General features: G+C 34.9%; 16 protein-coding genes. 12 read left to right on the forward strand and 4 right to left on the reverse strand.

Annotated features, from left to right (window positions below; all coding sequences use genetic code 11):
• Positions 1–175 precede the first annotated feature (175 nt).
• From HW347_RS00685 to HW347_RS00700, 4 genes are all read right to left on the reverse strand, one after another.
• Entirely contained in the window at positions 176–2,392 is a 2,217-nt protein-coding gene (locus HW347_RS00685; RefSeq protein ID WP_214610048.1) for a hypothetical protein, read from the reverse strand.
• Positions 2,389–3,132: a hypothetical protein gene (locus HW347_RS00690; protein ID WP_214610049.1), complete on the reverse strand. Its 744-nt coding sequence runs from the start codon at positions 3,130–3,132 to the stop codon at positions 2,389–2,391. Before HW347_RS00690 ends, HW347_RS00685 begins: the two co-directional genes overlap by 4 nt.
• Before the next feature lie 4 nt (positions 3,133–3,136).
• A complete protein-coding gene (locus tag HW347_RS00695) occupies positions 3,137–5,116 on the reverse strand; it encodes a T9SS type A sorting domain-containing protein (RefSeq protein WP_214610050.1) in 1,980 nt (659 codons plus the stop codon).
• A gap of 201 nt (positions 5,117–5,317) precedes the next feature.
• Positions 5,318–5,821 (reverse strand): T9SS type A sorting domain-containing protein, encoded by a 504-nt coding sequence (locus HW347_RS00700; protein WP_214610051.1) that lies wholly within the window; start codon positions 5,819–5,821, stop codon positions 5,318–5,320.
• A 793-nt stretch (positions 5,822–6,614) separates the two neighbouring features.
• Here HW347_RS00700 and HW347_RS00705 point away from each other — a divergent pair.
• The 12 genes from HW347_RS00705 to HW347_RS00760 all read left to right on the forward strand — a co-directional run bounded on the left by HW347_RS00705 (position 6,615) and on the right by HW347_RS00760 (position 21,407).
• Entirely contained in the window at positions 6,615–7,970 is a 1,356-nt protein-coding gene (locus HW347_RS00705; protein WP_214610052.1) for an exopolysaccharide biosynthesis polyprenyl glycosylphosphotransferase, read from the forward strand.
• A gap of 77 nt (positions 7,971–8,047) precedes the next feature.
• Entirely contained in the window at positions 8,048–8,869 is an 822-nt protein-coding gene (locus HW347_RS00710) for a polysaccharide biosynthesis/export family protein (protein ID WP_214610053.1), read from the forward strand.
• 26 nt (positions 8,870–8,895) lie between these two features.
• Positions 8,896–9,645 carry a WecB/TagA/CpsF family glycosyltransferase gene (locus tag HW347_RS00715; protein WP_214610054.1) on the forward strand — a complete coding sequence of 250 codons (750 nt, stop codon included), beginning with the start codon at positions 8,896–8,898 and terminating at the stop codon, positions 9,643–9,645.
• A gap of 61 nt (positions 9,646–9,706) precedes the next feature.
• The gene (locus tag HW347_RS00720) at positions 9,707–12,109 is read left to right on the forward strand and encodes a GumC family protein (RefSeq protein ID WP_214610055.1); all 2,403 of its coding nucleotides are present in this window, start codon (positions 9,707–9,709) and stop codon (positions 12,107–12,109) included.
• Between the two features lies 1 nt (position 12,110).
• On the forward strand, positions 12,111–13,439 hold the full coding sequence (locus HW347_RS00725; protein WP_214610056.1) for an O-antigen ligase family protein: 1,329 nt from the start codon (positions 12,111–12,113) through the stop codon (positions 13,437–13,439).
• The gene (locus tag HW347_RS00730; RefSeq protein WP_214610057.1) at positions 13,436–14,539 is read left to right on the forward strand and encodes a glycosyltransferase family 4 protein; all 1,104 of its coding nucleotides are present in this window, start codon (positions 13,436–13,438) and stop codon (positions 14,537–14,539) included. The genes HW347_RS00725 and HW347_RS00730 overlap by 4 nt, the downstream gene beginning before the upstream one ends.
• Positions 14,540–14,606: 67 nt before the next feature.
• A complete protein-coding gene (locus HW347_RS00735; protein WP_214610058.1) occupies positions 14,607–16,028 on the forward strand; it encodes an MBOAT family O-acyltransferase in 1,422 nt (473 codons plus the stop codon).
• Between the two features lie 4 nt (positions 16,029–16,032).
• A complete protein-coding gene (locus HW347_RS00740) occupies positions 16,033–16,947 on the forward strand; it encodes a DUF1574 domain-containing protein (RefSeq protein ID WP_214610059.1) in 915 nt (304 codons plus the stop codon).
• A gap of 42 nt (positions 16,948–16,989) precedes the next feature.
• Positions 16,990–17,478 (forward strand): serine O-acetyltransferase, encoded by a 489-nt coding sequence (locus HW347_RS00745; protein ID WP_214610060.1) that lies wholly within the window; start codon positions 16,990–16,992, stop codon positions 17,476–17,478.
• A 168-nt stretch (positions 17,479–17,646) separates the two neighbouring features.
• Positions 17,647–18,747: a glycosyltransferase family 4 protein gene (locus HW347_RS00750; protein ID WP_214610061.1), complete on the forward strand. Its 1,101-nt coding sequence runs from the start codon at positions 17,647–17,649 to the stop codon at positions 18,745–18,747.
• Between the two features lie 21 nt (positions 18,748–18,768).
• Positions 18,769–20,223 (forward strand): oligosaccharide flippase family protein, encoded by a 1,455-nt coding sequence (locus HW347_RS00755; protein WP_214610062.1) that lies wholly within the window; start codon positions 18,769–18,771, stop codon positions 20,221–20,223.
• A 2-nt stretch (positions 20,224–20,225) separates the two neighbouring features.
• On the forward strand, positions 20,226–21,407 hold the full coding sequence (locus HW347_RS00760; RefSeq protein ID WP_214610063.1) for a glycosyltransferase family 4 protein: 1,182 nt from the start codon (positions 20,226–20,228) through the stop codon (positions 21,405–21,407).
• Positions 21,408–21,430: the final 23 nt, after the last annotated feature.

The raw sequence follows: 21,430 nt of genomic DNA on the forward strand, positions 1-21,430 counted from the left end.
TCCAAAAATAAGATTCATCGCTCCACTTGCCATCTATGTTTTTTCTAAAACCAAATGATTAGCATGACAGTTTTAAATATTATATGACACATTCAAAATCGACTAAAAAAATGAAATAATCATATCATTATAATGGTCTGCAATATTTGGTTTTGAAGTGGATGCTGTGGTTAGGCTAAGATTTTCGTATAAATTCAATTGTTACTTCAATTTTGCCTTTATTTTGTAAACCCTTGTCAGCATATAGGTAAAGTGAGCGGTTAAATGGGGTGGCTTCTAAGTTGACATCTTTAGTCACTTCTCTAGTACTAGATGAATCTAAATCAATAAGCACTTCAGCTTGATCCTTCGTTCCAATTGCCACACTAAGCCCTGAAACCATGGGCTCAATATTTTTCATTGACACCTTTTTGACAGCAAACCCATAAGGAATTTCCATATTCAAAAGCTGACTAGCTCCAAATCCTACCTCTATAATTTCAGTATGATTCCAAGTATCCGTTTTTACGTGATTTATCTTTTTAGAAATAAAACTGTTACTTACATCGACAATCCTTGCAGAATTAGAATTAGAATTAGAAAGGTCTTGAAATATCAATTTCACAGATTTTCCTAAAGTTTTTGTATCAATTTTTCTCCAACCAAAGACTTCTACATCGAAATGATTATTACTACCGTTCATGCGTGTATCTGTATCAAGGCCTACTACACCAAGATAATTTTTAGTTGCTGTATGATTTTGAATATGAAAACTAGAATTCAAAATGGTATTGTTCGACCCAAAAAAATCAAACGGACCATCTTCTTCAATAGGTAACTCATTTACATAAATATGTAGGTCTTCTATGAAGACATAGTCTCCGTGAGCAGAACTCCAAGGATAGATAAGTGATTTATTAGCTGTATCCTTAATAAGGATATTTTTAAATGTGCAATTATCCAATGTACCAACAAACCTAGCTGTAGGATATTTATAAGTAGTTTTAAAAATATCAGACTTACTTTCTGCGTATATATTCTCAAATTTTCCATTTGATATATTTTCCAAATCCCATAGACCATCTCTTCTATATGATTTATAATCTTTAACAACAACATTTTTAACGTTGCCTACAAGCTTTAAAGAATTACAGTATCCGCTAACATCTGTTCTAACTTTTTCACTTCCAACATAATCGCCATTATCGATTGTATTAAGAATTTCTATGTTTTGCGAATCATAAACCGTAGAATTGTCTCCATTAAAATAAATTAAATGTGGCGGTGGCATCCAATATCCAGTACCGCCAATATAATTCCCTTCTAAACTTTGGACATCCGAGTACCTCAAAGAGGTTAATCCGTTTGAACTAAAACCGTTAACAACCCCTTGTATACCCATAATTACCCCATCCATTGTAACATTTCTAAGAATAATTTTTTTCGGTATAACAGTGGTACCAATATCATTTACTACTTTTTGACCTGCCTTATATTCCTCTTTTAATTTTATAGCCCATTGAATAAATTTATCGGGAGTATCTCCCTTGGCCACAAATTTCACGTTATCAATTAAAACATCGTGCGCACCATCAATAACAATCGTCGAGCGAAGCAGAATAGGACCTCTCCAAATAGGATTATTTCCATCAAAATCAATACTCTGTTCATCCGCAAGATAACCCCTTAATTGCTTAATATTTAGCGTATTACTATCATATGACCAACCAAAAGAAGCATCATACTTTTGGTCATACAAAAAGGTAACATTCGTTATTGTAATGTTTTTGGTCAAAGCCATATAAAATGCCGGAGACAGCAAATTATTAATTCTAATATGAGCTTCGTTAGCTCCTTCTAACCAGGTGTTGTCTGCTAGAAAAATAGACTTCTTACCGGTTTCCTCAAGGTCAAGAAACATATTTCTATCCACCAAAACCTTAGCTCCAATGTTTTCAGCTTCATCCAAAGTTTCAACAAAGTCTTCACGATCATCCGTTTTATCATCCATTGCGGCACCAAACCACTGTGGCTTTAAATATTCGCTCGCAAAAGACCCTTCTAAGCTTAACTCTTCAAAAAGTTGATTTTCCGTATTAGTTTCTATAATGCTCTCATCACCACGCACGGTTCCATTTTCTAAAATGCCTCCATTAAAACGCATGGTAACATTTTCTGGTAAAATAATTGTTTGACCTGCAAGATCAAAGTCAAAGCGTATCTCCCAAACAGAATCACTATAGTCCGTTGGTATATTTTCCCAATCAAAATCTTGTGGTATAACACGCACCAAACTACTTTCTTCCTCTATCTGTTGAGGCTCAAGTGCCTTTGGCGTATCTAAACTATATTGATAATTCTGTGCACTTACAGAAGACACTAACAATAAAAAGAGAAATTTTAAATACTTCATTGACCTGAAATTATATAGGCGTTAGTTCCTGATTTTCGCAATAGTCCAAAGCGTACGTTACCGTTTGCACTTTCAAAAATGGCAGTACCACCATTAGTATAATTCAAAGATACACCACTAGCTGCTTTTACGGTAAGGGAAGCGCCATTGTGAGCCTCTAAATTAACAGTCTCTCCAACTTTCATGTTAGAGAAACCAGAAGTTAGCGTAACGGTGGCAGTTTTAGTACATTCTAATGTATTACCAACATCACTAGTGGCAATATTACGTGTAGACTCAAAGGAAATTATAGTAGCATCCTTTTCAACCGGTGCACTTGCGGTAGCGCCTGTAATATTTTCTGCATATTTGGCATAGAGCGCATAAGGCACACTTAATAGCTGACTAACTCCTATAATAGAATAGTTACTACCACCATTAGGGTCTACTTGTGTTTCTATAAAGAAAGGACCATTACTCCATGGTATGTCTTTAAAAGTCCCCGAAATACGATTACCGGCACCAATCTCTAGACTTACCAGACCGTTAGCATTAGTAGTAGCAGAATGCGATTCTTCATACGCACTGGTACCATTTACACTGCCTTGACGGACAATAATTTTTAAATTTACCGGTGCATCTAACACCAAACTGTTATCACTAGAGCGTATGATGGCCTGATAGCTCATTTTTTCTGGAGCTTGCGCCGATATTTCCAATACGGCGAGTAGCATAAAAGCATATAGTACTCTTAATTTCATAGCGTTACTTTTTTAAAATTTTTAATGTTCTGAATGTTTGGTTTGTCATAAATACTTTGAGCAAATACGTTGCTGACTTCAATTGGGAAATCATGACTTTGGTATTTCCACTTGTAATTTGGCCATCTGTAATTAACCTACCCTGATAATCAAAAAGCTGATACCAAGCGCGCTCGCTTTCATAATTTTTAATGCCGATTGAGAATCCTTCTACCACCGGATTGGGGTAAGTTACAATTTCAACTTCATCCGCTTCCTGAAGCGAATGATTTAGAATATCTCGCCCTACAATGGGCTGGCTGTTACTAATAATTATTGTGTTCTCACTACTATTTTGAATTTCTTCTTCTAAAGGCTGTTGTTCTGAAACCGGTGTTTCTTGTTCTGTAAGGAAGTCTGGCGTATCAATTACCTCCTCAACAACTTCTTCCTCTTCTATTACAACTTCTTCCTCAGGTATTTCCTCTGGAATAACTTCTTCCTCTTCTACTGTAACTTCCTCTTCTGGTGCTTCGGGAATTGGTTCGGGTTCGGAAACTGGAGTTTCCTCTTCTATAATCGGCTCAAGATTATTAGGTGTTTCCTCTGGAACAACTTCTTCCTCTTCTTCAACGATAACTTCCTCTTCAGGTGCTTCAGCAATTAGTTCTAGTTCAGAAACTGGCGATTCTTCTTCTATAATCGGCTCTGGAGTATCAGGTGTTTCCTCTGGAACAGCTTCTTGCTCTTCTTCAACGGTTACTTCTTCTGGTGCTTCGGGAGTTAGTTCGGGCTCGGAAACTGGAATTTCTTCCTCTACAATCGGTTCTGGAGTATCAGAAGTCTCCTCTGGAATGACTTCTTCCTCTTCTTCTACGATAACTTCTTCTGGTGCTTCGGGAGTTAGTTCTGGTTCGGAAACTGGAGTTTCTTCTTCTATAATTGGCTCTGGAGTATCAAATGTTTTCTCTGGAACATCTTCTGCCTCTTCTTCAACGATAACTTCTTCTTGCGCTTCCGGGGTTGGCTCTGGTTCGGAAACTGGAGTTTCTTCTTCTATAATCGGCTCTGGAGTATCAGGTGTTTCCTCAGGAGCAACTTCTTCCTCTTCTACTATAACCTCCTCTTCAGGTGCTTCGGGAGTCGGCTCTGGTTCAGAAACTGGCGTTTCTTCTTCTACAAGCGGTTCTGGAGTATCAGCGGTTTCCTCAAGAACAACTTCTTCTTCCGGTGCTTCGGGAGTTGGCTCTGGTTCGAAAACTGGAGTTTCTTCTTCTATAATCGGCTCTGGAGTATCAGGTGTTTCCTCAGGAGCAACTTCTTCCTCTTCTACTATAACCTCTTCTTCAGGTGCTTCGGGAGTCGGCTCTAGTTCAGAAACTGGCGTTTCTTCTTCTACAAGCGGTTCTGGAGTATCAGCGGTTTCCTCAAGAACAACTTCTTCTTCCGGTGCTTCGGGAGTTGGCTCTGGTTCGAAAACTGGAGTTTCCTCTTCTACAATCGGTTCTGGAGTATCAGCGGTTTCCTCAAGAACAACTTCTTCTTCCGGTGCTTCGGGAGTTGGCTCTGGTTCGAAAACTGGAGTTTCCTCTTCTACAATCGGTTCTGGAGTATCAGGTATTTCCTCTGGTATAACTTCTTCCTCCTCTTCAACGATAACTTCTTCTTGCGCTTCGGGGGTTGGTTCGGGATCGGTGGTTTCTACTACAACAGGATCTACCTGCTCAACGGGCTCTTCCTCTATGACTTCCTCCTCCTCTACAACTTCTTCATTTTCAGCAAATTCAGCTTGCTGAACACCTTCACAAACTAACGTATGGGGAGATTCAATTACGCTATAAAAAATTCCCCCTAGGGAATAGGCTACAGAACCTTGGTTGGAAAGAGCATCGCCTCCGGATGCATTATAGGCCACCATATTAGTGGACGTGTACTCTTTATTTTTTTGACCTTGCACACAGGCAAAACCGCAAATAAATGCTAGTAAAACAATTGTTTTTTTCATAAGTAGTGCCATATTTGGGGAAAAACAGCTACTTGTATACGTGCATTTTTATGATTTGGATCAGTCATTTATTCGAAAAAATCAAATTTTATTGAATAACGAATAATCGACGTAATATATTATAACATCGACAAAATACTTATATCTTGTCTATTAAGTGCATTTTTGTAGGAAAAAACAACTAATCAATTTGTTCAATTTTCATTGCTTTAATAGCGTCAAAGTTTCTTCAAATTTATTCATAACACTTACTTTCAAAAAATAGGTAGAAGACTCTAAATCATCCATCGGGACTTTCGTAGTTGAGTTGGTAATTCGTACATTTTTTATGAGGCTCCCTTTGAAATCAAACAACTGATATTGGGCATTTTCTTTTTTATAATCAATAATATCAATCAACACATAATCCGTAGTTGGATTTGGATAAGCAAGCACATTTACCAATTGCATCTTGTCCAATAAATCCATTTTTGATTCTTTAGCCTGTTGTATGCTTTGCGAAACGGTAGTATGCTGCGCTACGATATTCGTGTAAAAAACAGTTCCAACAGAATACACAACAGAACCTTCACTACTCCTTGCCTCACCGCCTGAAACGTTTATAGATGCCATGGAAGCATTTGAATTTTCAGGTTTAGATTCATTTTGTGCCTGAGCTATAACGCAAAAGGCAAGTAAAATAAGGGAGGTAAGCATTTGTTTCATTATTTTGAAACGACAAGCAGTACCCTGTATTATAGGAAGCACAAGGATTCATCAGAGTTTTCGATTAACTACACAATCAAATACCTTTCATCGGTTTTACCCATTAATTTTGGTTGGAAAAAGTAAAGAAAGCCTAACGATAGCTCTTTCTATATCCAAAATTATTTTTGCAAACATCACAAAAACCCAAACCTCTCAATCATAAAAAATTTACCTCTCAAATGACTATTAATTTTAACCACACTCTTTTGAAGTCAAAAAAAACTAAGAAAAAACCATTACATGATTCTTAAAAAAAACGCTCCCAAAAATCCAAGTGAATTACATTTAACGTAATTGTAATACCTACATAATATAAGCCTACTTTACATCATGAATTCACCTTCACCGATTTTAAACGTATCTGACCGAGAAGCCCCATTTTCATCACAAAAAAAAAGTGAAAAACATTCAACCTGTGCCAAGTATAACAAAAAACAGGTACAGTCGTTAAAATGCAAATCCAAAATACGCCCAAACCCTGTTTTTTACTAACCAAATCGTGGCATTAATTTTGCATATGCTGGGTTATACAATACCTTTGAATACACATATTAAAGCTTCCCCCAAGCTTACTAACTTCCTACTAAACTCTATGTTACTATAGATTTTAATCAAATTAAACACTAGTGAAACGACTTCTAAAAAAAGAAGTAGTTCATGAAATTGTAACCGTATTAAAATGTTATTTTTTTGGATTGAATCCCAAAAATTAAAAAGACAACCCGGTTACCATAATTACTTGATTTAGGAAATGAGAGGTTTAAAAAATTCAGATTTAATTTTACCAATAACGCTAACGATGCACTTGTGTATCATTAACGGCTTATTGCTTTTCCTTACTCCCGAGACCTACAGTAATTTTTATCATATCCTACACTATAATATTTCTTGGCTGTTAATTACCTACGGGCTTAAATATTATACTAGATCTCGTAAAGAAAAGTTTTTTACCAATATTCATAAAGTTCTTCAGCTCTATCTTATCTACGGTCTTGCCTATTTTGCCCTGTTTGGTATAACCGGTAAGATATATGAGTCTCTTGAATACCAGCTTGTAGTTTACGGCGTAGTTTGCTTAACCTTAACTTGGTATAGGGTACTTTTCTTTTGGTTAAGAAGAAAGTATCGTTTATGGGGTGGAAATTCAGTAAACGTAGTGGTCATAGGTAGAGATAAAAACTTAAAGAAAATAAGAAAAGTTTTTGACGAGCCAGAATTGGGATACAGGTACCACGGCTATTTTGACGATAAAGAATCTAAGAGCGAGACCTATTTAGGGCCAATCGTTAACTGTTTTCTCTACATTCTAGAAAATAAAATTGATGAGATTTATTGTTCGGCGGCAGAGTTTAACCAAAAGGAACTTCTGAACTTAATTGATTTTGCAGATAATAATCTTATCAGAATTAAAATCATCCCGGACAATAAAGAGATTTATACAAAAGGGATGTCTATTGAACTTTATGACAACATACCTGTCTTAAACCTGAGAAAAGTACCTTTGGATACGGAGTTTGCGCGTATTGCAAAACGTACTTTTGACATTGTATTTTCTACCTTGGTTATCGTTACCTTACTATCATGGCTAGTGCCATTAATGTATATTTTAATAAAACTAGAATCTCCTGGAGACCTCTATTTTAAACAAAAAAGACACGGTCTTAAACGCAGAACGTTCTGGTGCTATAAATTTAGATCTATGCGGCCTTCTACGGATGCAGATACCAAAATGGCCACCAAAGGAGATATGCGCATTACTAAAGTAGGTAAGTTCATTAGAAGAACCAGTATTGATGAACTACCTCAGTTCTTTAATGTTTTTGTAGGTAATATGAGCGTTGTAGGCCCAAGACCGCATATGGAACTACACACTATGGATTATGAATTATCTGTAGATAAATACTTAGTAAGACACTTTGTAAAGCCAGGAATTACAGGCTTAGCACAGGTAAGTGGTTACAGAGGTGAGATAGAAGAAAAAGCAGATATCTTAAACAGAACCAAGCTAGACATATTTTATGTTGAAAAATGGTCTATGGGACTTGATATAAGAATAGTATTACAAACTGTAGTAAACGCAGTAAAAGGAGAGGGTAAAGCCTATTAATGAGTATCTTAGCCGACCCTAAACTAAACACAACTATAAATAAAACACATAAAATAACACTAACTAAACAAATGAAAATGAAACTTAATAACACCAAATACGGTGCTCAGTTAAAAAAAAGCAAGTTCTCCCGCTATTTTGCAGGTTTGCTATTGCTGGCAAGTATGAGTTCTTGCGTAAATATGAAGAAGTCTACCTATTTTCATGAGACTTCTAATTCTACATATCTAAACTCTAATATTGAGGACTTAGAACCTATACTTCATCCGAATGATCTTTTGAGTATTTCTGTAAGTAGTGTAAATCCAGAAGCTGCTGAAATTTTTAATACTTCCAATACCGTTGCTACACAATCATCTACCGTTTCAGGTGCATTGACCCAAGCATCTGGTTACCTAATTGACCAAGAAGGTTTTATAAGGTTTCCTATTTTAGGCAGAATAATGGCTAGTGGCAAAACAAAGAAAGTTTTACGTGAAGAAATAACAACGGCCTTAGAAACCGAGAAGTTATTGATCGACCCCATTGTAGATGTACGATACTTAAATTTTAAAGTTTCCGTATTGGGAGAAGTAAAGAATCCGTCGGTACTGACTATACCAAACGAAAAGGTATCTCTTTTAGAGGCATTGGGCCTTGCCGGAGATATAACTATATATGGAAACAAGCAAACCGTTGCTCTTATAAGAGAAGAAGGCGGTGTTAAAAAAGTACGCCGTATAGACCTTACCTCTAACGAGATTTTTAGCTCGCCTTATTACCACTTGAAGTCTAACGATATTATTTACGTAGCTCCAACGAAGTCTAAAGTGGCTGAATCTAGTCTTATAAAGCAATGGATACCGGTAGTATTGAGCGCAATTTCGCTTGCTATCATTACCATTGTTAATTTTAAGTAATAAACTCATTTAACAAAAGTTCCCCCATGAGCAAGTATAAAAGTGTTGAATGTATGGGCTACCCTATTTTCAACGATTCTTTAGAAGAATTAAAGTATGAAGACAAGGTTTTAGTAAGTACAATCAACCAATACTCATATTGTATTGCCGAAGAAGATATAGAATTCAAAAATGCCCTAATGCAAAGCGATGTATTACTGGCGGATGGTGTAGGCATAGTAGCTGCATCTAGTTTTTTGAACAATAGAGATATTACCAAGATTGCCGGTGCAGATATTCATGACTTTCTTTTAAAGAAATTGAATAAAGAAGGTGGATCTTGTTTTTACCTTGGTGCTTCTGAAAGCACATTGAAAAAAATAGAAATACGCATAAAGGCACAGTATCCGAATATTAAAATAGGTACCTTCTCTCCTCCATTCAAAGCAAAATTTGATGAAAGTGAGAGCCAAGCGATGATTGATGCTGTAAATGCAATGAAACCAGATGTTCTATTTGTGGGAATGACTGCCCCAAAACAAGAAAAATGGGCCTTTGACAACAAAAAACATCTTGAAGTTGGTATTATCTGTTCTATTGGAGCAGTGTTCGATTTTTATGCAGGAACCATCAATAGACCAGCTAAAGTATGGATCAACCTTGGCTTAGAATGGTTAGGTCGTTTGGTAAAAGAACCACGTAGAATGTGGAAACGATATATTTATTATGGTGCTGTTTTTTCTTGGTACCTTATTAAAGAAAAAGTAAAAGCGATTTTCAAACGCAAAAATAAATAAGAGTAAAATCTGTTGTACACAATACACCTACCTTTAGTACGTGTACCAAATCTAGAGAATAATGTCAGTTGAAAATAACAATACCGATAGTGGAGAGAATCTCTTTAGCATTCTTATAAGTAAGTTTTTGCCGTTCTGGCCCTTGTTTGTAGGTCTTTTCGTTATTGGCCTTATTACGGCAAGTATCTACTTGCAGTTCACAACGCCACTTTATGAAAGTAGCGCGGCAATAATCGTTAACGACGAAAAAAAGGGCGTTGACGAATCTCAGATTATGGAATCTATGAATGTTTTTGAATCTAAAAAGATTGTAGAAAACGAAATAGAGGTATTACGATCAAAAAACATTATTGGTAGAGTGGTGAACGACCTTGGGCTATACGCTCCTGTTTATGCTTCCAAGTTTTTTAAGGACAGATCGGCTTTTTCCGACTCGCCTATTCAAGTGCGTCTTAAAGACCCAAATGACCCGCGTTCTTACCAAAACGCAGAAATCGTAGATTTTACCTATGATGCCAAAACAAATTCCGTAATAATAGAAGATATTTCGTTTCCTTTGGATACATGGTCTAAAAACCCTTATGGAGGCAGTGATATTAAATTTATTGAAAATCCAGGAGCACCGCGTATTGCTGAAAATAATTACTACTACCAGCTACAGAATCCTAAAGTGGTTACCAAACAACTTCTTAACGGCTTGTTTGTTGGCGCTGCCAGCAAACTAAGTACTGTTGTTAGAATTAATTATTTAGATGCTGCACCAAATCGTGGAAACGCCATTGTAGACGGAATCATTAGCTCATACCAAAAAGCTTCTATTGCAGACCAGAACAGTTTAGCGGCCAACACCTTAGATTTCGTAGAAAAACGAATGGAACAAGTTGGTAAAGACTTGAACAGCGTTGAAAAAGAGCTTGAAAAATACAGGTCTTCTGAAGGTGTTATTAATCTGAGCGAGCAAGGTAATTTATATCTACAGAATGTAGGTGATTATGATAGGCGTATTGCAGACATTGATTTACAGCTTTCAGTTCTTAACAAGGTAGAAAGTTATGTACTCTCCAAGAATAAAACTTCAGGAATAGTCCCATCTACATTGGGAATAGGCGATCCTATTCTTTCTCAACTTCTACAACGTTTGTACGATGCAGAAATAGAGTACGAACAATTGCGCAAGACTACTGCTGAGAACAACCCTATTTTAGTTGCTATAACAAACCGAATTGAAAAGATACGCCCTGGTATTCTAGAAAATGTAAGAAGTCAAAAATCTAACTTAGTAGCTAGCCGATCAAGCTTATCCACCAATAGTGGAAAGTACAATGATGCTTTAGAAGTTCTTCCTGAACAAGAGCGTAAATACGTTGAAATTACCCGTAAGAAAAAGAGCATTTCCGACCTATATGATTTTCTTGTACAAAAGAGGGAAGAAACAGCTCTCTCCTACGCTCCTACCGCTGGTAACGTTAGAGTAATAGAAAGTGCAGAGGCTTCAGTTGGACCGGTTAGTCCAAAAAAACTTTTTATCTACGCCATTATTCTCTTCCTTTTCCTAGCAATGGGCTTGGCGTGGGTAGTAGGTAAAGAACTTTTGAACTCAAAAATATTGTTTCGTTCTGAACTAGAATCTAGAACAGATATACCTGTCTTAGGTGAATTGGCATTTGTAGATAGACCTCAGGAAGATTTACTGATAACTAAGCACAATGATATTTTTATAGCGGATCAGTTTAGACAAATACTATCTTACTTGGGCACATACGATTTTCAAAAATCAGTTCAAACAATAATGGTAAGCTCTAGTATTGCCGGAGAAGGAAAAAGTTATGTTAGCGCTAACCTAGCTATTAGTGTAGCACTTTCCGGAAAAAAAACTGCTCTTGTAGATATGGACTTAAGAAAATCTGGTGTTTCAGAAATTTTTGGTCTAAAGAATAAGCCTGGCATAAGTGACTATCTTTCATCTACTGCTTCATTGCAAAATATTAGCTTTAAGAAAGAAAATGACTTGGATGTATTTCCTGCAGGTAAAAAAGCATTGAATTCATCAGAATTACTAGCAAGACAGACACTGGCCGATTTCTTCTCTAAGCTAAAGGAAGAATACGAGGTTATAATTGTTGACTCTCCACCCACTTCTCTAGTATCGGATGCCACAATACTTGGAAGCTTTTGTGATAAGACACTTATGACTGTCCGTCATAATCACACTCCTAAATTTACAGCCAAGCGGTTAGATGAAAACGTTAGCAAAAAAAGATTGCCAAACTGTAGCTTGGTGTTTAATGGAGTAAAGGCTAGAGGTATAATTAAACAAAATTACGGCTATGGTTACGGCTATGGTTACGAAACTGCCTCTGACTTAAAAAATGAAACCTTAGCCGATGTGTTAACACAAAAGATTAACGACGTTAAAAGGTTTTTGGGTGTTATTAAAAAATATATAGCAAAACAGAAGAACTAAAATGCTACAATACATTATAGCACTAATTAGCATTTTGGTGTTTATTTACCTTATTGTAAATAAACCTACCATAGAGACTTATGTGCTATTTGTCTTCTACAACTTGCCCTTTATAAACACCAAAATTCTTCCATTAGAGTATGGTTTTGTTAAAACTTTTGATGTAGTTACCGTGGTTGCACTTTTAATTTTTCTGAAAGAATTTTTGACCTTTAACAAAAAAGTAAACACTTGGTTTTACACCACTTTAGTTATTCTTTTTTGGGCCGTAACCCTAATGAGTAAAATTAGTTCTGAATTCCCTACAACTGACCTTTATCTCCTCTACCCAGTATTTAACATTTTTATATTTGGTCGCTTTCTGTTTTTATACCTGCGGAATAACGACAAGCTTTTTACCAAAGTACTACCTGCTCTTAAAACGTCGCTATTTTTTATTTTGGGATTTATGACGCTTCAGATAGTTTTTGGATTGAATTTCACTTTTTATAAGGAACTAGGGCAAAATACATTTAGTGAATCTACAGGGCTAATCCGTTACCCTGGTATGTTTAGTGAATCTCAATACAACGGGCAGTTCCTTGCATTGGGCAGTTTTGTTTTCCTTATAGCTACTAAATACAAAGACCAATACAGTAATTATTTAAACTATTTTGGTTTTGCCTTAAGCATATTGGCTATTATACTAGCCGGTAGTAGGTCTGCTCTTGGAGGGTTTGCTTTTGGTTGCATATTTTTAGTTTCCATATCTAGTGTAAGAGTTAAAATATACACGACTTTATCTTTACTTTTTGGTGCATTTGTCTTTTTTCTCTACAAGCCAGATTCAGGAATATTTGGGAGAGCAGAGAATTTGGGAGATGACCTATCTTTTAGACAGTCTATATGGACAGAAACTTTTGGTATAATTAAAGAGTATCCCATATTTGGAATTGGTTTTGGAAATTTTGAAAGTTATCTAATGAAATATCATCAGGAACTATACTTACAAATAGAATCTGGTGGTGATTTAATATATTTTACACAGCCAGAGAACGGCTACCTTAAAATATTGGTTGAACAGGGCTATATAGTTTTTATAATCTTTATACTCTTATTGCTAATTCCTTTTTTACGAAACGTATACTTAGCTTTATTAAGTAAACTACCAAGATATAAAGGTTTTATGATGGCAGCACTAATATCATGGATTGTTGCTTTTAATACAGTCTATTCTTTTTTAGATTATAGATTATTATTGATGGTCGCAATTTTTACCATAGTTTTAATTATACCCCCTACCCAACATACCATATTTACCAAGCCAAAACAAAAGTTTGAGTTACCATGAAAAAAAGAATTCTAATAGGAGTTCCGCCAAAAGAACATGTCATTCTTGCCATGGATGAATTTGATGGCCTCCAAAAAATAGGGAACCACTGCGAAACCGTTATTTATACCAGAAATAAATGGAACGCTACCACTCTTGACCGTATTTATGGCGTTTTAAGAAATGCCGTGAATGTTGTAAAGAAGTTATATAAAGTTAAACCAGATGTACTATATCTGAACTCTAGAGTTAATTCTTTGGGTATTGTTAGGGACTTTATTTCACTACTGTTATTTCGTATGCTTTATTGGCATAAATTAAAAGTAGTAATTAAATCGCACGGATCGGATACAAGCTTTATGGAGGGTTACCCTTTCATTTATAAAAACATAATAGCCCCGTTTATTTCTGCTCAAGTAGATGCATACTTGATGCTCTCCCAAGATGAGAAACAAAATTTACTGAAGTACTTTCCTAAACTAAAAGGCAAGGTCTTTGTTACCGCTAATATTATTGATTCTCAACGTTCAACCTTGTCTGATGAATTCAAAAAGTCGCATAATTTAGACGATACTAAATTCAACTTTCTTTTCGTGGGAAGAATGGTTAAAGATAAAGGTGTTTTCAGCATCCTGAAAGCTATACCCCATTTTGAAGGGAGAGATAATTGTAAATTTATAATGGTTGGTAATGGAGATGAGTTAGAAAGCTTAAAAACACTCTCTAAAGAACTTAAAATTGAAAAGTATTTAGATTTTACAGGCTTCATCGAAGAAATAGAATGCGATCACTTCTTTGCCAATTGCGATGCATTGGTATTTCCTTCTCTTGACGAAGGTTTTTCTATGGTATTATTTAAGTCCATAGCATGTGGTTTACCCGTAATTACAACGCAAATTAGAGCAGCTAAAGACCAACTGACAGAACCGGATAATTGTCTATGGGTAGATGGCACTTCCGAACTTTCAGTAGCTGAGGCTCTTAATTCAATGTATAACAACCAGAATCTTAGAATTCAAATGCAAAAAAACAATAAACAACTCGGAAATAAATACTCTAAAGAATCAGTTTGTATGGAGATGGATAAGGTATTTGATGAACTACTTGACCAAAAATATTAAAACAGAATAGACTACTTAAAGCTCATCCTATTCCTTTAAACACAAATTGAGAACAAATTAACTTGTTATGCTTTTTAATTCTTTTGAATTTTTATTATTCTTTCCTATAGTAGCTATTCTCTACTATTTAATCACTCCAAAATATCGTTGGGTATTTTTGTTAGTGGCTAGTTATTATTTCTATATGAATTGGCAACCTATATATGCCATTCTGATTTTTACTTCTACACTAGTAACTTATTTATGTGCTTTAAAAATTGATAGTACACCGGTTCAAAGCAGAAAAAAAGCGTACTTAACAGCAAGCCTAATTATTAATTTGGGTATTTTATTTCTATTCAAATACTACAATTTTTTTAACGACTCCATTTTTGGATTATTGAATGATTGGGGGATTCGCATGACCTTACCAAACTTTGACCTTTTATTACCTGTAGGTATTTCATTCTATACATTTCAGGCAGTAGGATACACCATAGATGTTTACAGAGGAGATATTAAAAGTGAAAAACACTTTGGTATATATGCGCTATTCGTTTCGTTTTTCCCTCAATTAGTAGCCGGTCCTATTGAAAGGGCGGTGAACTTATTACCTCAGTTTAAGGAGACCAAAATATTTAACTACCAACAAGCAGTCCAAGGTATAAAACTTATGATTTGGGGCTACTTTATGAAAATAGTTGTTGCAGACCGTTTAGCTATTTACGTGAATTCTGTTTATGGAGCACCTGAGTACCATAGTGCGATTACACTGATAATTGCTACTATATTTTTCGCCTTTCAAATTTATTGTGATTTTGCGGGATATAGTAACATTGCAATTGGATGTGCAAAAATAATGGGCTTTGATTTGATGACGAACTTTAGACGACCCTATTTTGCCCAATCCTGTGCTGAATTCTGGTCTAGGTGGCACATATCGCTCTCTACCTGGTTTAAAGATTATGTCTACATTCCCTTAGGAGGAAATCGCGTAGGGACATCAAAAAACTATCGTAACATTCTTATTACTTTCTTGGTAAGCGGTTTATGGCATGGTGCAAATTGGACCTATGTTATCTGGGGTGGTCTAAACGGGCTTTACCAGGTTATCTTTAAAATATTGGGTATTTCTCCTAAAAGAAAAAAAGAGGGAAGCCGTTTTAATCTGGTTTACATTGGGAACCTATTGCTCACTTTTATTCTTATTTCTTTTTCTTGGATTTTCTTCAGAGCCAATAGCTTGTCAGATGCCATAACCGTAATTGAACGTATGGTAACGGCACCAGGGGGTCTTTTTATTGGAGAAAAAAGCTCCTTTGCATATAGCCTGTTTGCTATAATTGTATTGATGCTAAAAGATGCTTATGATGAATTTTATCCTGACGGAAATTTATTCTTTACAAGCAAAGTGCGTACTATTCGTTATTTATCATATTCTATAATAATTGTAATAATTCTTCTTCTCGGAGTTTTCGACGGAGGACAGTTTATCTATTTTCAGTTTTAATCGTATGAAAAAATTTGTTCTTCATTGTATTATTGGTCTTATCATTGTCTTCATACTAGACTTTGGTATAGGTAAAGGACTAGAGTACTTTTATTTCAAGCAAACTTCTGGTTTTCAACATCGTACTACTTATAGTATTGAGCACACGAATGAAGATATTCTAGTATTCGGTTCTTCACGCGCTAACCACCATTACAAAACAGATGTTTTTGAAAAAAAACTGAACAGTACTTTCTATAACACCGGTAGAGACGGTAATTTTATTTTCTATCAAACAGCCATTCTTCGTTCCGTACTGAAACGTTATAAGCCAAAGCTAATATTATATGATTTTGCCGGAAAATTTTCCTATGACGAAGGTGATTACGACCGTCTCTCATCTTTACTCCCCTATTATAAACACCACCCGGAAATAAGGAACATTGTTGATTTAAGAAGCCCTTACGAACCCTTTAAGAATGTATCAGGCATCTACCCATACAATTCTACCATAGGGAATATTGTAATTGGAAATGTAAATATTGAGGGAATGCGAACTAAAGCTAATAAAGGTTACGTGCCGTTATTTGGAGAATGGAAAGATCCCATAGCTCTTCATGACACTGTTAAACCTTATGAGGCTGATGAAAACAAAATTACTGTATTCAAAGAGTTTTTGGATTTGTGTAAACAGAACAAAATTCCAATGATTGTTGTAGTCTCGCCTATTTTTTACAATTACGAAAGTGATTATTCTATTGCTCTTTGCAAAAAATTATGTGATGAGGAAAAAGTACCATTTTTTGATTTTACTAGAAATACGGACTTCTTGAAAGCTCCATATCTTTTTGACGATATCTCGCACTTAAACGATGATGGTGCTACACTGTTTTCAGATAAAGTTGTTGACTTGGTGAAAGGGAAATTAAAAAATCAATAAATATAAAATACAGCTTAGAGTTTTAACGATATAACTAAAAGAATGAAATCCATTTTTCAAGACTGGAAATTAAATGAACAGAAGGGAAAACTTATTATGGTAATGTACAGGCTTGCTAGTCTTTGTACAAAAAATAAGATTCTATTTTTTCTAGGACTTCCCTACTTGCTGTTTTACAGGTTTACGATAGAGTGGGTTTTAGGTGTAGAAATACCTTGGCGTACACGTATTGGAAAAAAACTTGCTGTGCATCATGGTCAAGCTTTGGTAATTAGCCCAAGCACGGTAATAGGAGATAATTGTTCAATACGACAAAGTACAACCATAGGAGGAAAAGAGTTTGACAAAACCAATCATAGCGGATCTCCAATTATTGGAAACAATGTACACATTGGCAGCAATGTCTGTATACTTGGACCTATTCGCATAGGTAATAATGTACAAATAGCTAGTGGAAGTGTGGTTATACGAGACGTACCCGATAATTGCACGATTGTAGGAAACCCAGGAAGAGTAGTAAACAAATCCTGAATGAAATTGAAATAAGCTCTGTTTTCAAGATAGACCTGAACAGGTCATTATCTAATTCAGGCATCAACATTAATAAGAACATCAGGCAGATTTAGGAAATCTAAATCAAACTAAATAATAGCCATTGGGCAATTTCCCAGTAGCTTGTAATTATGAAAGAATACTAAGATGGCAACAAAAATATTAATTGGCATTCCTCCAAAGAACCATATCAACCTAGCCATGGATGAGGTTGAAGGTTTAAAAGATCTTGGTAATGAATGTGAAACAATTATCTATACCCGAAACAAACCACACGGAGGTAAAATTGATAAGCTACTTGGTGTAATAAGTAATGCGTTTGCTATTATAAAACGATTACGGAAGATGAAACCAGATTTACTTTACCTAAACTCTAGGTTTGAGCCAGTTGGAACAACAAGGGATTTTATTACTATAGTACTAATCAGATTATTTTATTGGAGAAAATTACATGTCGCCATCAAAACTCATGGATCCGATCTTTCTATACTGACTAAAAAATCATTTTTCTTTGATAGTATCGTAATACCATACTTAACTCACCAAGTAAGTCTATGGTTTTTCTTATCTCATGAAGAAAAAAATAACATTATTCACCATGCTCCTACTTTTGGCAAAAAAGCTTACGTTACAGGTAATATTATAGACTCAAAACGGTCTACAAAATCAACTGCCTTTTTAGAAAGTCATGGTTTAAATGATAAACGATTTAAATTTTTCTTTGCTGGACGTATGATTGCCGAAAAAGGAATTCTCAGTATCATCAGAGCTATTCCAAAGTTTATTCATAAGGATGAATGTGTTTTCATCTTTGCAGGTGATGGAGAAGAGTATGATGCTTTTAAAAACGAAATAAAGGAATTACAGATAGAAAATCATGTACATCTTACTGGTTTTTTACCAGAAGAGGAATGTGATCACTTTTATGCTAACACTGATGCCTTAGTATTTCCTACTTATTTTGACGAAGGCTTTCCTATGGCTCTTTTTAAATCGGTTGCATGTGGTTTACCAGTAATCACGACAAAGACTAGAGCAGCAATTGATCATCTAAAAGAGCCCGATAATTGTTTATGGGTAGATGGGCAAAATTCAAAAAGCGTAACCAAGGCTCTCAATAAATTATATGAAAACCCTGATTTACGGGAACAAATGGCAAAAAACAACGAATTACTAGGAAAAAACTTTTCTCGACAAAAAATAACAGAACAGATGAATAAAGACTTTTCGGAGTTTTTAAAGCATTAAGTAGAATTTCACCATAAGTACATGCAAAAAATTCTAAATAAAATTAGTCCTAAGTTTCGTTCAAAAATTTTTAAAAATAGTTTTTGGGGTGTAGCTGGCAGTCTTACGCAAAATATTCTTTTAAGTCTATTTTATGTTCTTATTGCGCGTCATTATTCTGTAGAGGATTTTTCAGAATATTTAATAGCAAACAGTCTCTATCAAATGATTGTGGCGTTTTCTGCCATGGGTCTAGGGCACTGGTTCATTAGAGAAATTGTAAATGTTGAAAACAAAAGTGAGCTTGCCGCTAAGTTTTTAAAAATGCAAACCTATTTTGGTCTATTCTTTTTAATAGTCAATATAATCCTTGCTTTGGTCCTTTATGAAAACCCGACTGTCCAAAAGCTATCCATACTTTTCGCGATAAACATAATTTTTGATAATATTATTTACTCTATCAAAAATATTAACATTGCTCAATTTGCTCAAAAGAAAACAGTTACCGTCTTATCTATTGAGGCCTTTGCTAAATTTGGGATTGCGTGTATTTTGTTCATCTACCCTTTTAACATTGTTATTCTTACAATACTACTTGTTATAACTAGATTTATAACACTGAATCTATTTTTGAAGATAGGATCTGCAGATGGTATAAATCTTATGGGCTTTTGGAAAGTTAAACTGCCTCTAGATTTTATCAAAAATATTCTGTCTAAATATTGGCCTTTCGCAATTATAGGAAGTGCCTATGTAGTCTACTGGAAATCTGCTACATTAATTATTTCTAAAATGCTACCATTATCTGCTGTGGCACATTATGAAAACTCTTTTAAGATTTTCTCGTTAGCACAACTTATACCTGTAGTATTAAGTTCAACCCTGTTGCCAAAATTTGTAGAATATTCAAAAAACCAAGATACAGAGGGACTCAAATCACTTTATCATAAAGTTTTCTTGTTCTGTACAATTTATGGTTTGGGTGCTTTTACGTTCACATATTCATTTGCTGACGAGATTTTACCATTAATTTTTGGAGAAAAATATGCAGATTCTGCAATTTTCACCAAAGAAATGTTTCTGACCATGCTGGTTTTCCCAACCTCCTTAGTTCAAGCTAATATTTTAATAGCTCTAAAACTGGAAAAACTAGATATGTGGTTCAACATAAATAGTATTCTAATAAACACTACACTCTGTTTAGTTGGGCTTTCTTTTTGGTCGTCCCTCTCTGTGGTTAATTATTCAATCTTTATTTCTTTTGCCGTATTCCATCTTTCCCAAGATATCGTACTTCTAAAAAATAAACTTACATCACTTTCTCATATTCTCTTATTTATTATAGGAACTGCTAGTATAGTCCTAACATATATATTCTTGTCCAAAATTATTTCCCCATACTTACTATTTATTGGATTATGGGTTATAGTGGCTGCTATGGTGATGTTATTTTTATACCAAAAAAAATGGGATTTAAGTCTAAAAGTTAAAGAATAGAGATGAAACAAAAAGAAAATTTAAAAACTATTGTCTTTTGTACCCAAGTCTATTTTTTAGATGCTGCAATTGAATACATTCGCTTATTAGCTGCCGAAGGATATAAAACGCATGTTCTTATAGAACTCTCGCCTAACCAGCTTAAGGCAAATATTCTTAATATTGACACTGACCTTAATAAGTTTCCTGCGCTAACATCCTTTGAAAAGGTTGTTGAAGAATGGAAATTAGAATATCTCTCGCCATATTTTGAAAATTGTATATCGGTAAATTTTGTTGTTTACCCAACAAAAAAACTTTGGAAAACCAGAGCTGTTTCTAAGGAGTTAGAAAAACACATTTCCAAAATACAGCCAGATTTTATTCATTTGGATGATTTTTCCAGTCGTACATTATTCAATTTACCCTTCTTCTTTTTTCGTAGAAAAAAAATGATTGCTAATATTCATGATCCATTAACCCATACCGGAGAATTTGAATGGCAACGAGAACTGTATCGAAAGGTTTGGTTTAATCTCATTGATAAATTTGTGGTCTTTAGCGAATTCAGTGAAAAAATTTTGAAACCACAATTACGAAAGAGTAAGAAAGTAATAGTCTCTAGGCTTATGCCTTACACGATATACAAATCATTTTTGCCAACCGGTAAAAGCAATTCTAAAGATTATATAAGCTTTGTAGGTCGTATATCGCCTTATAAAGGAATAGAATTATTTGTTGGCGCCTTTGATGGGCTTATTTTAAAACACCCTGATGTAAAATTCTATATTGGAGGTAAGAGTATAAATGGATATAATCCTGATTTTCTAAATGTAAAAAGTAAAAATGTTACAATTGAAAATAAGTTCTTAAGTAATGTAGAAATGGCCACGATCATAAGTAATTCTAAATTAGTAGTCTGCCCCTACAAAGATGCAACTCAAAGTGGCGTGATTATGACCGCATATGCCTTGGGGTGCCCGGTTTTAGTTACAAACACCGGCGGACTTCCTGAATATACACTCCATAATGAAACTGGTATTATTGCGAAAGATGGTACACAAGAATGTATAGAGAACACAATTGATGATTTTTTAACCCATCAAAAAGCCCAACAGCTCTTAGAAAACGTAAATCAAATACAATATTCTAACCAATTCGAAGAAATCAACAAAACGAAAATAGAAGAACTGTATAAATCCTGAATAGTTGAGGAAAATATAATTAA

The sequence above is a fragment of the Zobellia barbeyronii genome, assembly GCF_018603515.1.
Classification (GTDB): Bacteria; Bacteroidota; Bacteroidia; order Flavobacteriales; family Flavobacteriaceae; genus Zobellia; species Zobellia barbeyronii.

What these genes read in the sequence shown, in the direction of transcription:
- HW347_RS00715 (WP_214610054.1), top strand. Translation starts at nt 8,896, where the DNA reads ATGAGCAAGTATAAAAGTGTTGAATGTATGGGCTACCCTATTTTCAAC.
- HW347_RS00710 (WP_214610053.1), top strand. Translation starts at nt 8,048, where the DNA reads ATGAAACTTAATAACACCAAATACGGTGCTCAGTTAAAAAAAAGCAAG.
- HW347_RS00695 (WP_214610050.1), bottom strand. Translation starts at nt 5,116, where the DNA reads ATGAAAAAAACAATTGTTTTACTAGCATTTATTTGCGGTTTTGCCTGT.
- HW347_RS00750 (WP_214610061.1), top strand. Translation starts at nt 17,647, where the DNA reads ATGGCAACAAAAATATTAATTGGCATTCCTCCAAAGAACCATATCAAC.
- HW347_RS00720 (WP_214610055.1), top strand. Translation starts at nt 9,707, where the DNA reads ATGTCAGTTGAAAATAACAATACCGATAGTGGAGAGAATCTCTTTAGC.
- HW347_RS00740 (WP_214610059.1), top strand. Translation starts at nt 16,033, where the DNA reads ATGAAAAAATTTGTTCTTCATTGTATTATTGGTCTTATCATTGTCTTC.
- HW347_RS00755 (WP_214610062.1), top strand. Translation starts at nt 18,769, where the DNA reads ATGCAAAAAATTCTAAATAAAATTAGTCCTAAGTTTCGTTCAAAAATT.
- HW347_RS00725 (WP_214610056.1), top strand. Translation starts at nt 12,111, where the DNA reads ATGCTACAATACATTATAGCACTAATTAGCATTTTGGTGTTTATTTAC.
- HW347_RS00705 (WP_214610052.1), top strand. Translation starts at nt 6,615, where the DNA reads ATGAGAGGTTTAAAAAATTCAGATTTAATTTTACCAATAACGCTAACG.
- HW347_RS00700 (WP_214610051.1), bottom strand. Translation starts at nt 5,821, where the DNA reads ATGAAACAAATGCTTACCTCCCTTATTTTACTTGCCTTTTGCGTTATA.
- HW347_RS00685 (WP_214610048.1), bottom strand. Translation starts at nt 2,392, where the DNA reads ATGAAGTATTTAAAATTTCTCTTTTTATTGTTAGTGTCTTCTGTAAGT.
- HW347_RS00690 (WP_214610049.1), bottom strand. Translation starts at nt 3,132, where the DNA reads ATGAAATTAAGAGTACTATATGCTTTTATGCTACTCGCCGTATTGGAA.
- HW347_RS00745 (WP_214610060.1), top strand. Translation starts at nt 16,990, where the DNA reads ATGAAATCCATTTTTCAAGACTGGAAATTAAATGAACAGAAGGGAAAA.
- HW347_RS00735 (WP_214610058.1), top strand. Translation starts at nt 14,607, where the DNA reads ATGCTTTTTAATTCTTTTGAATTTTTATTATTCTTTCCTATAGTAGCT.
- HW347_RS00760 (WP_214610063.1), top strand. Translation starts at nt 20,226, where the DNA reads ATGAAACAAAAAGAAAATTTAAAAACTATTGTCTTTTGTACCCAAGTC.
- HW347_RS00730 (WP_214610057.1), top strand. Translation starts at nt 13,436, where the DNA reads ATGAAAAAAAGAATTCTAATAGGAGTTCCGCCAAAAGAACATGTCATT.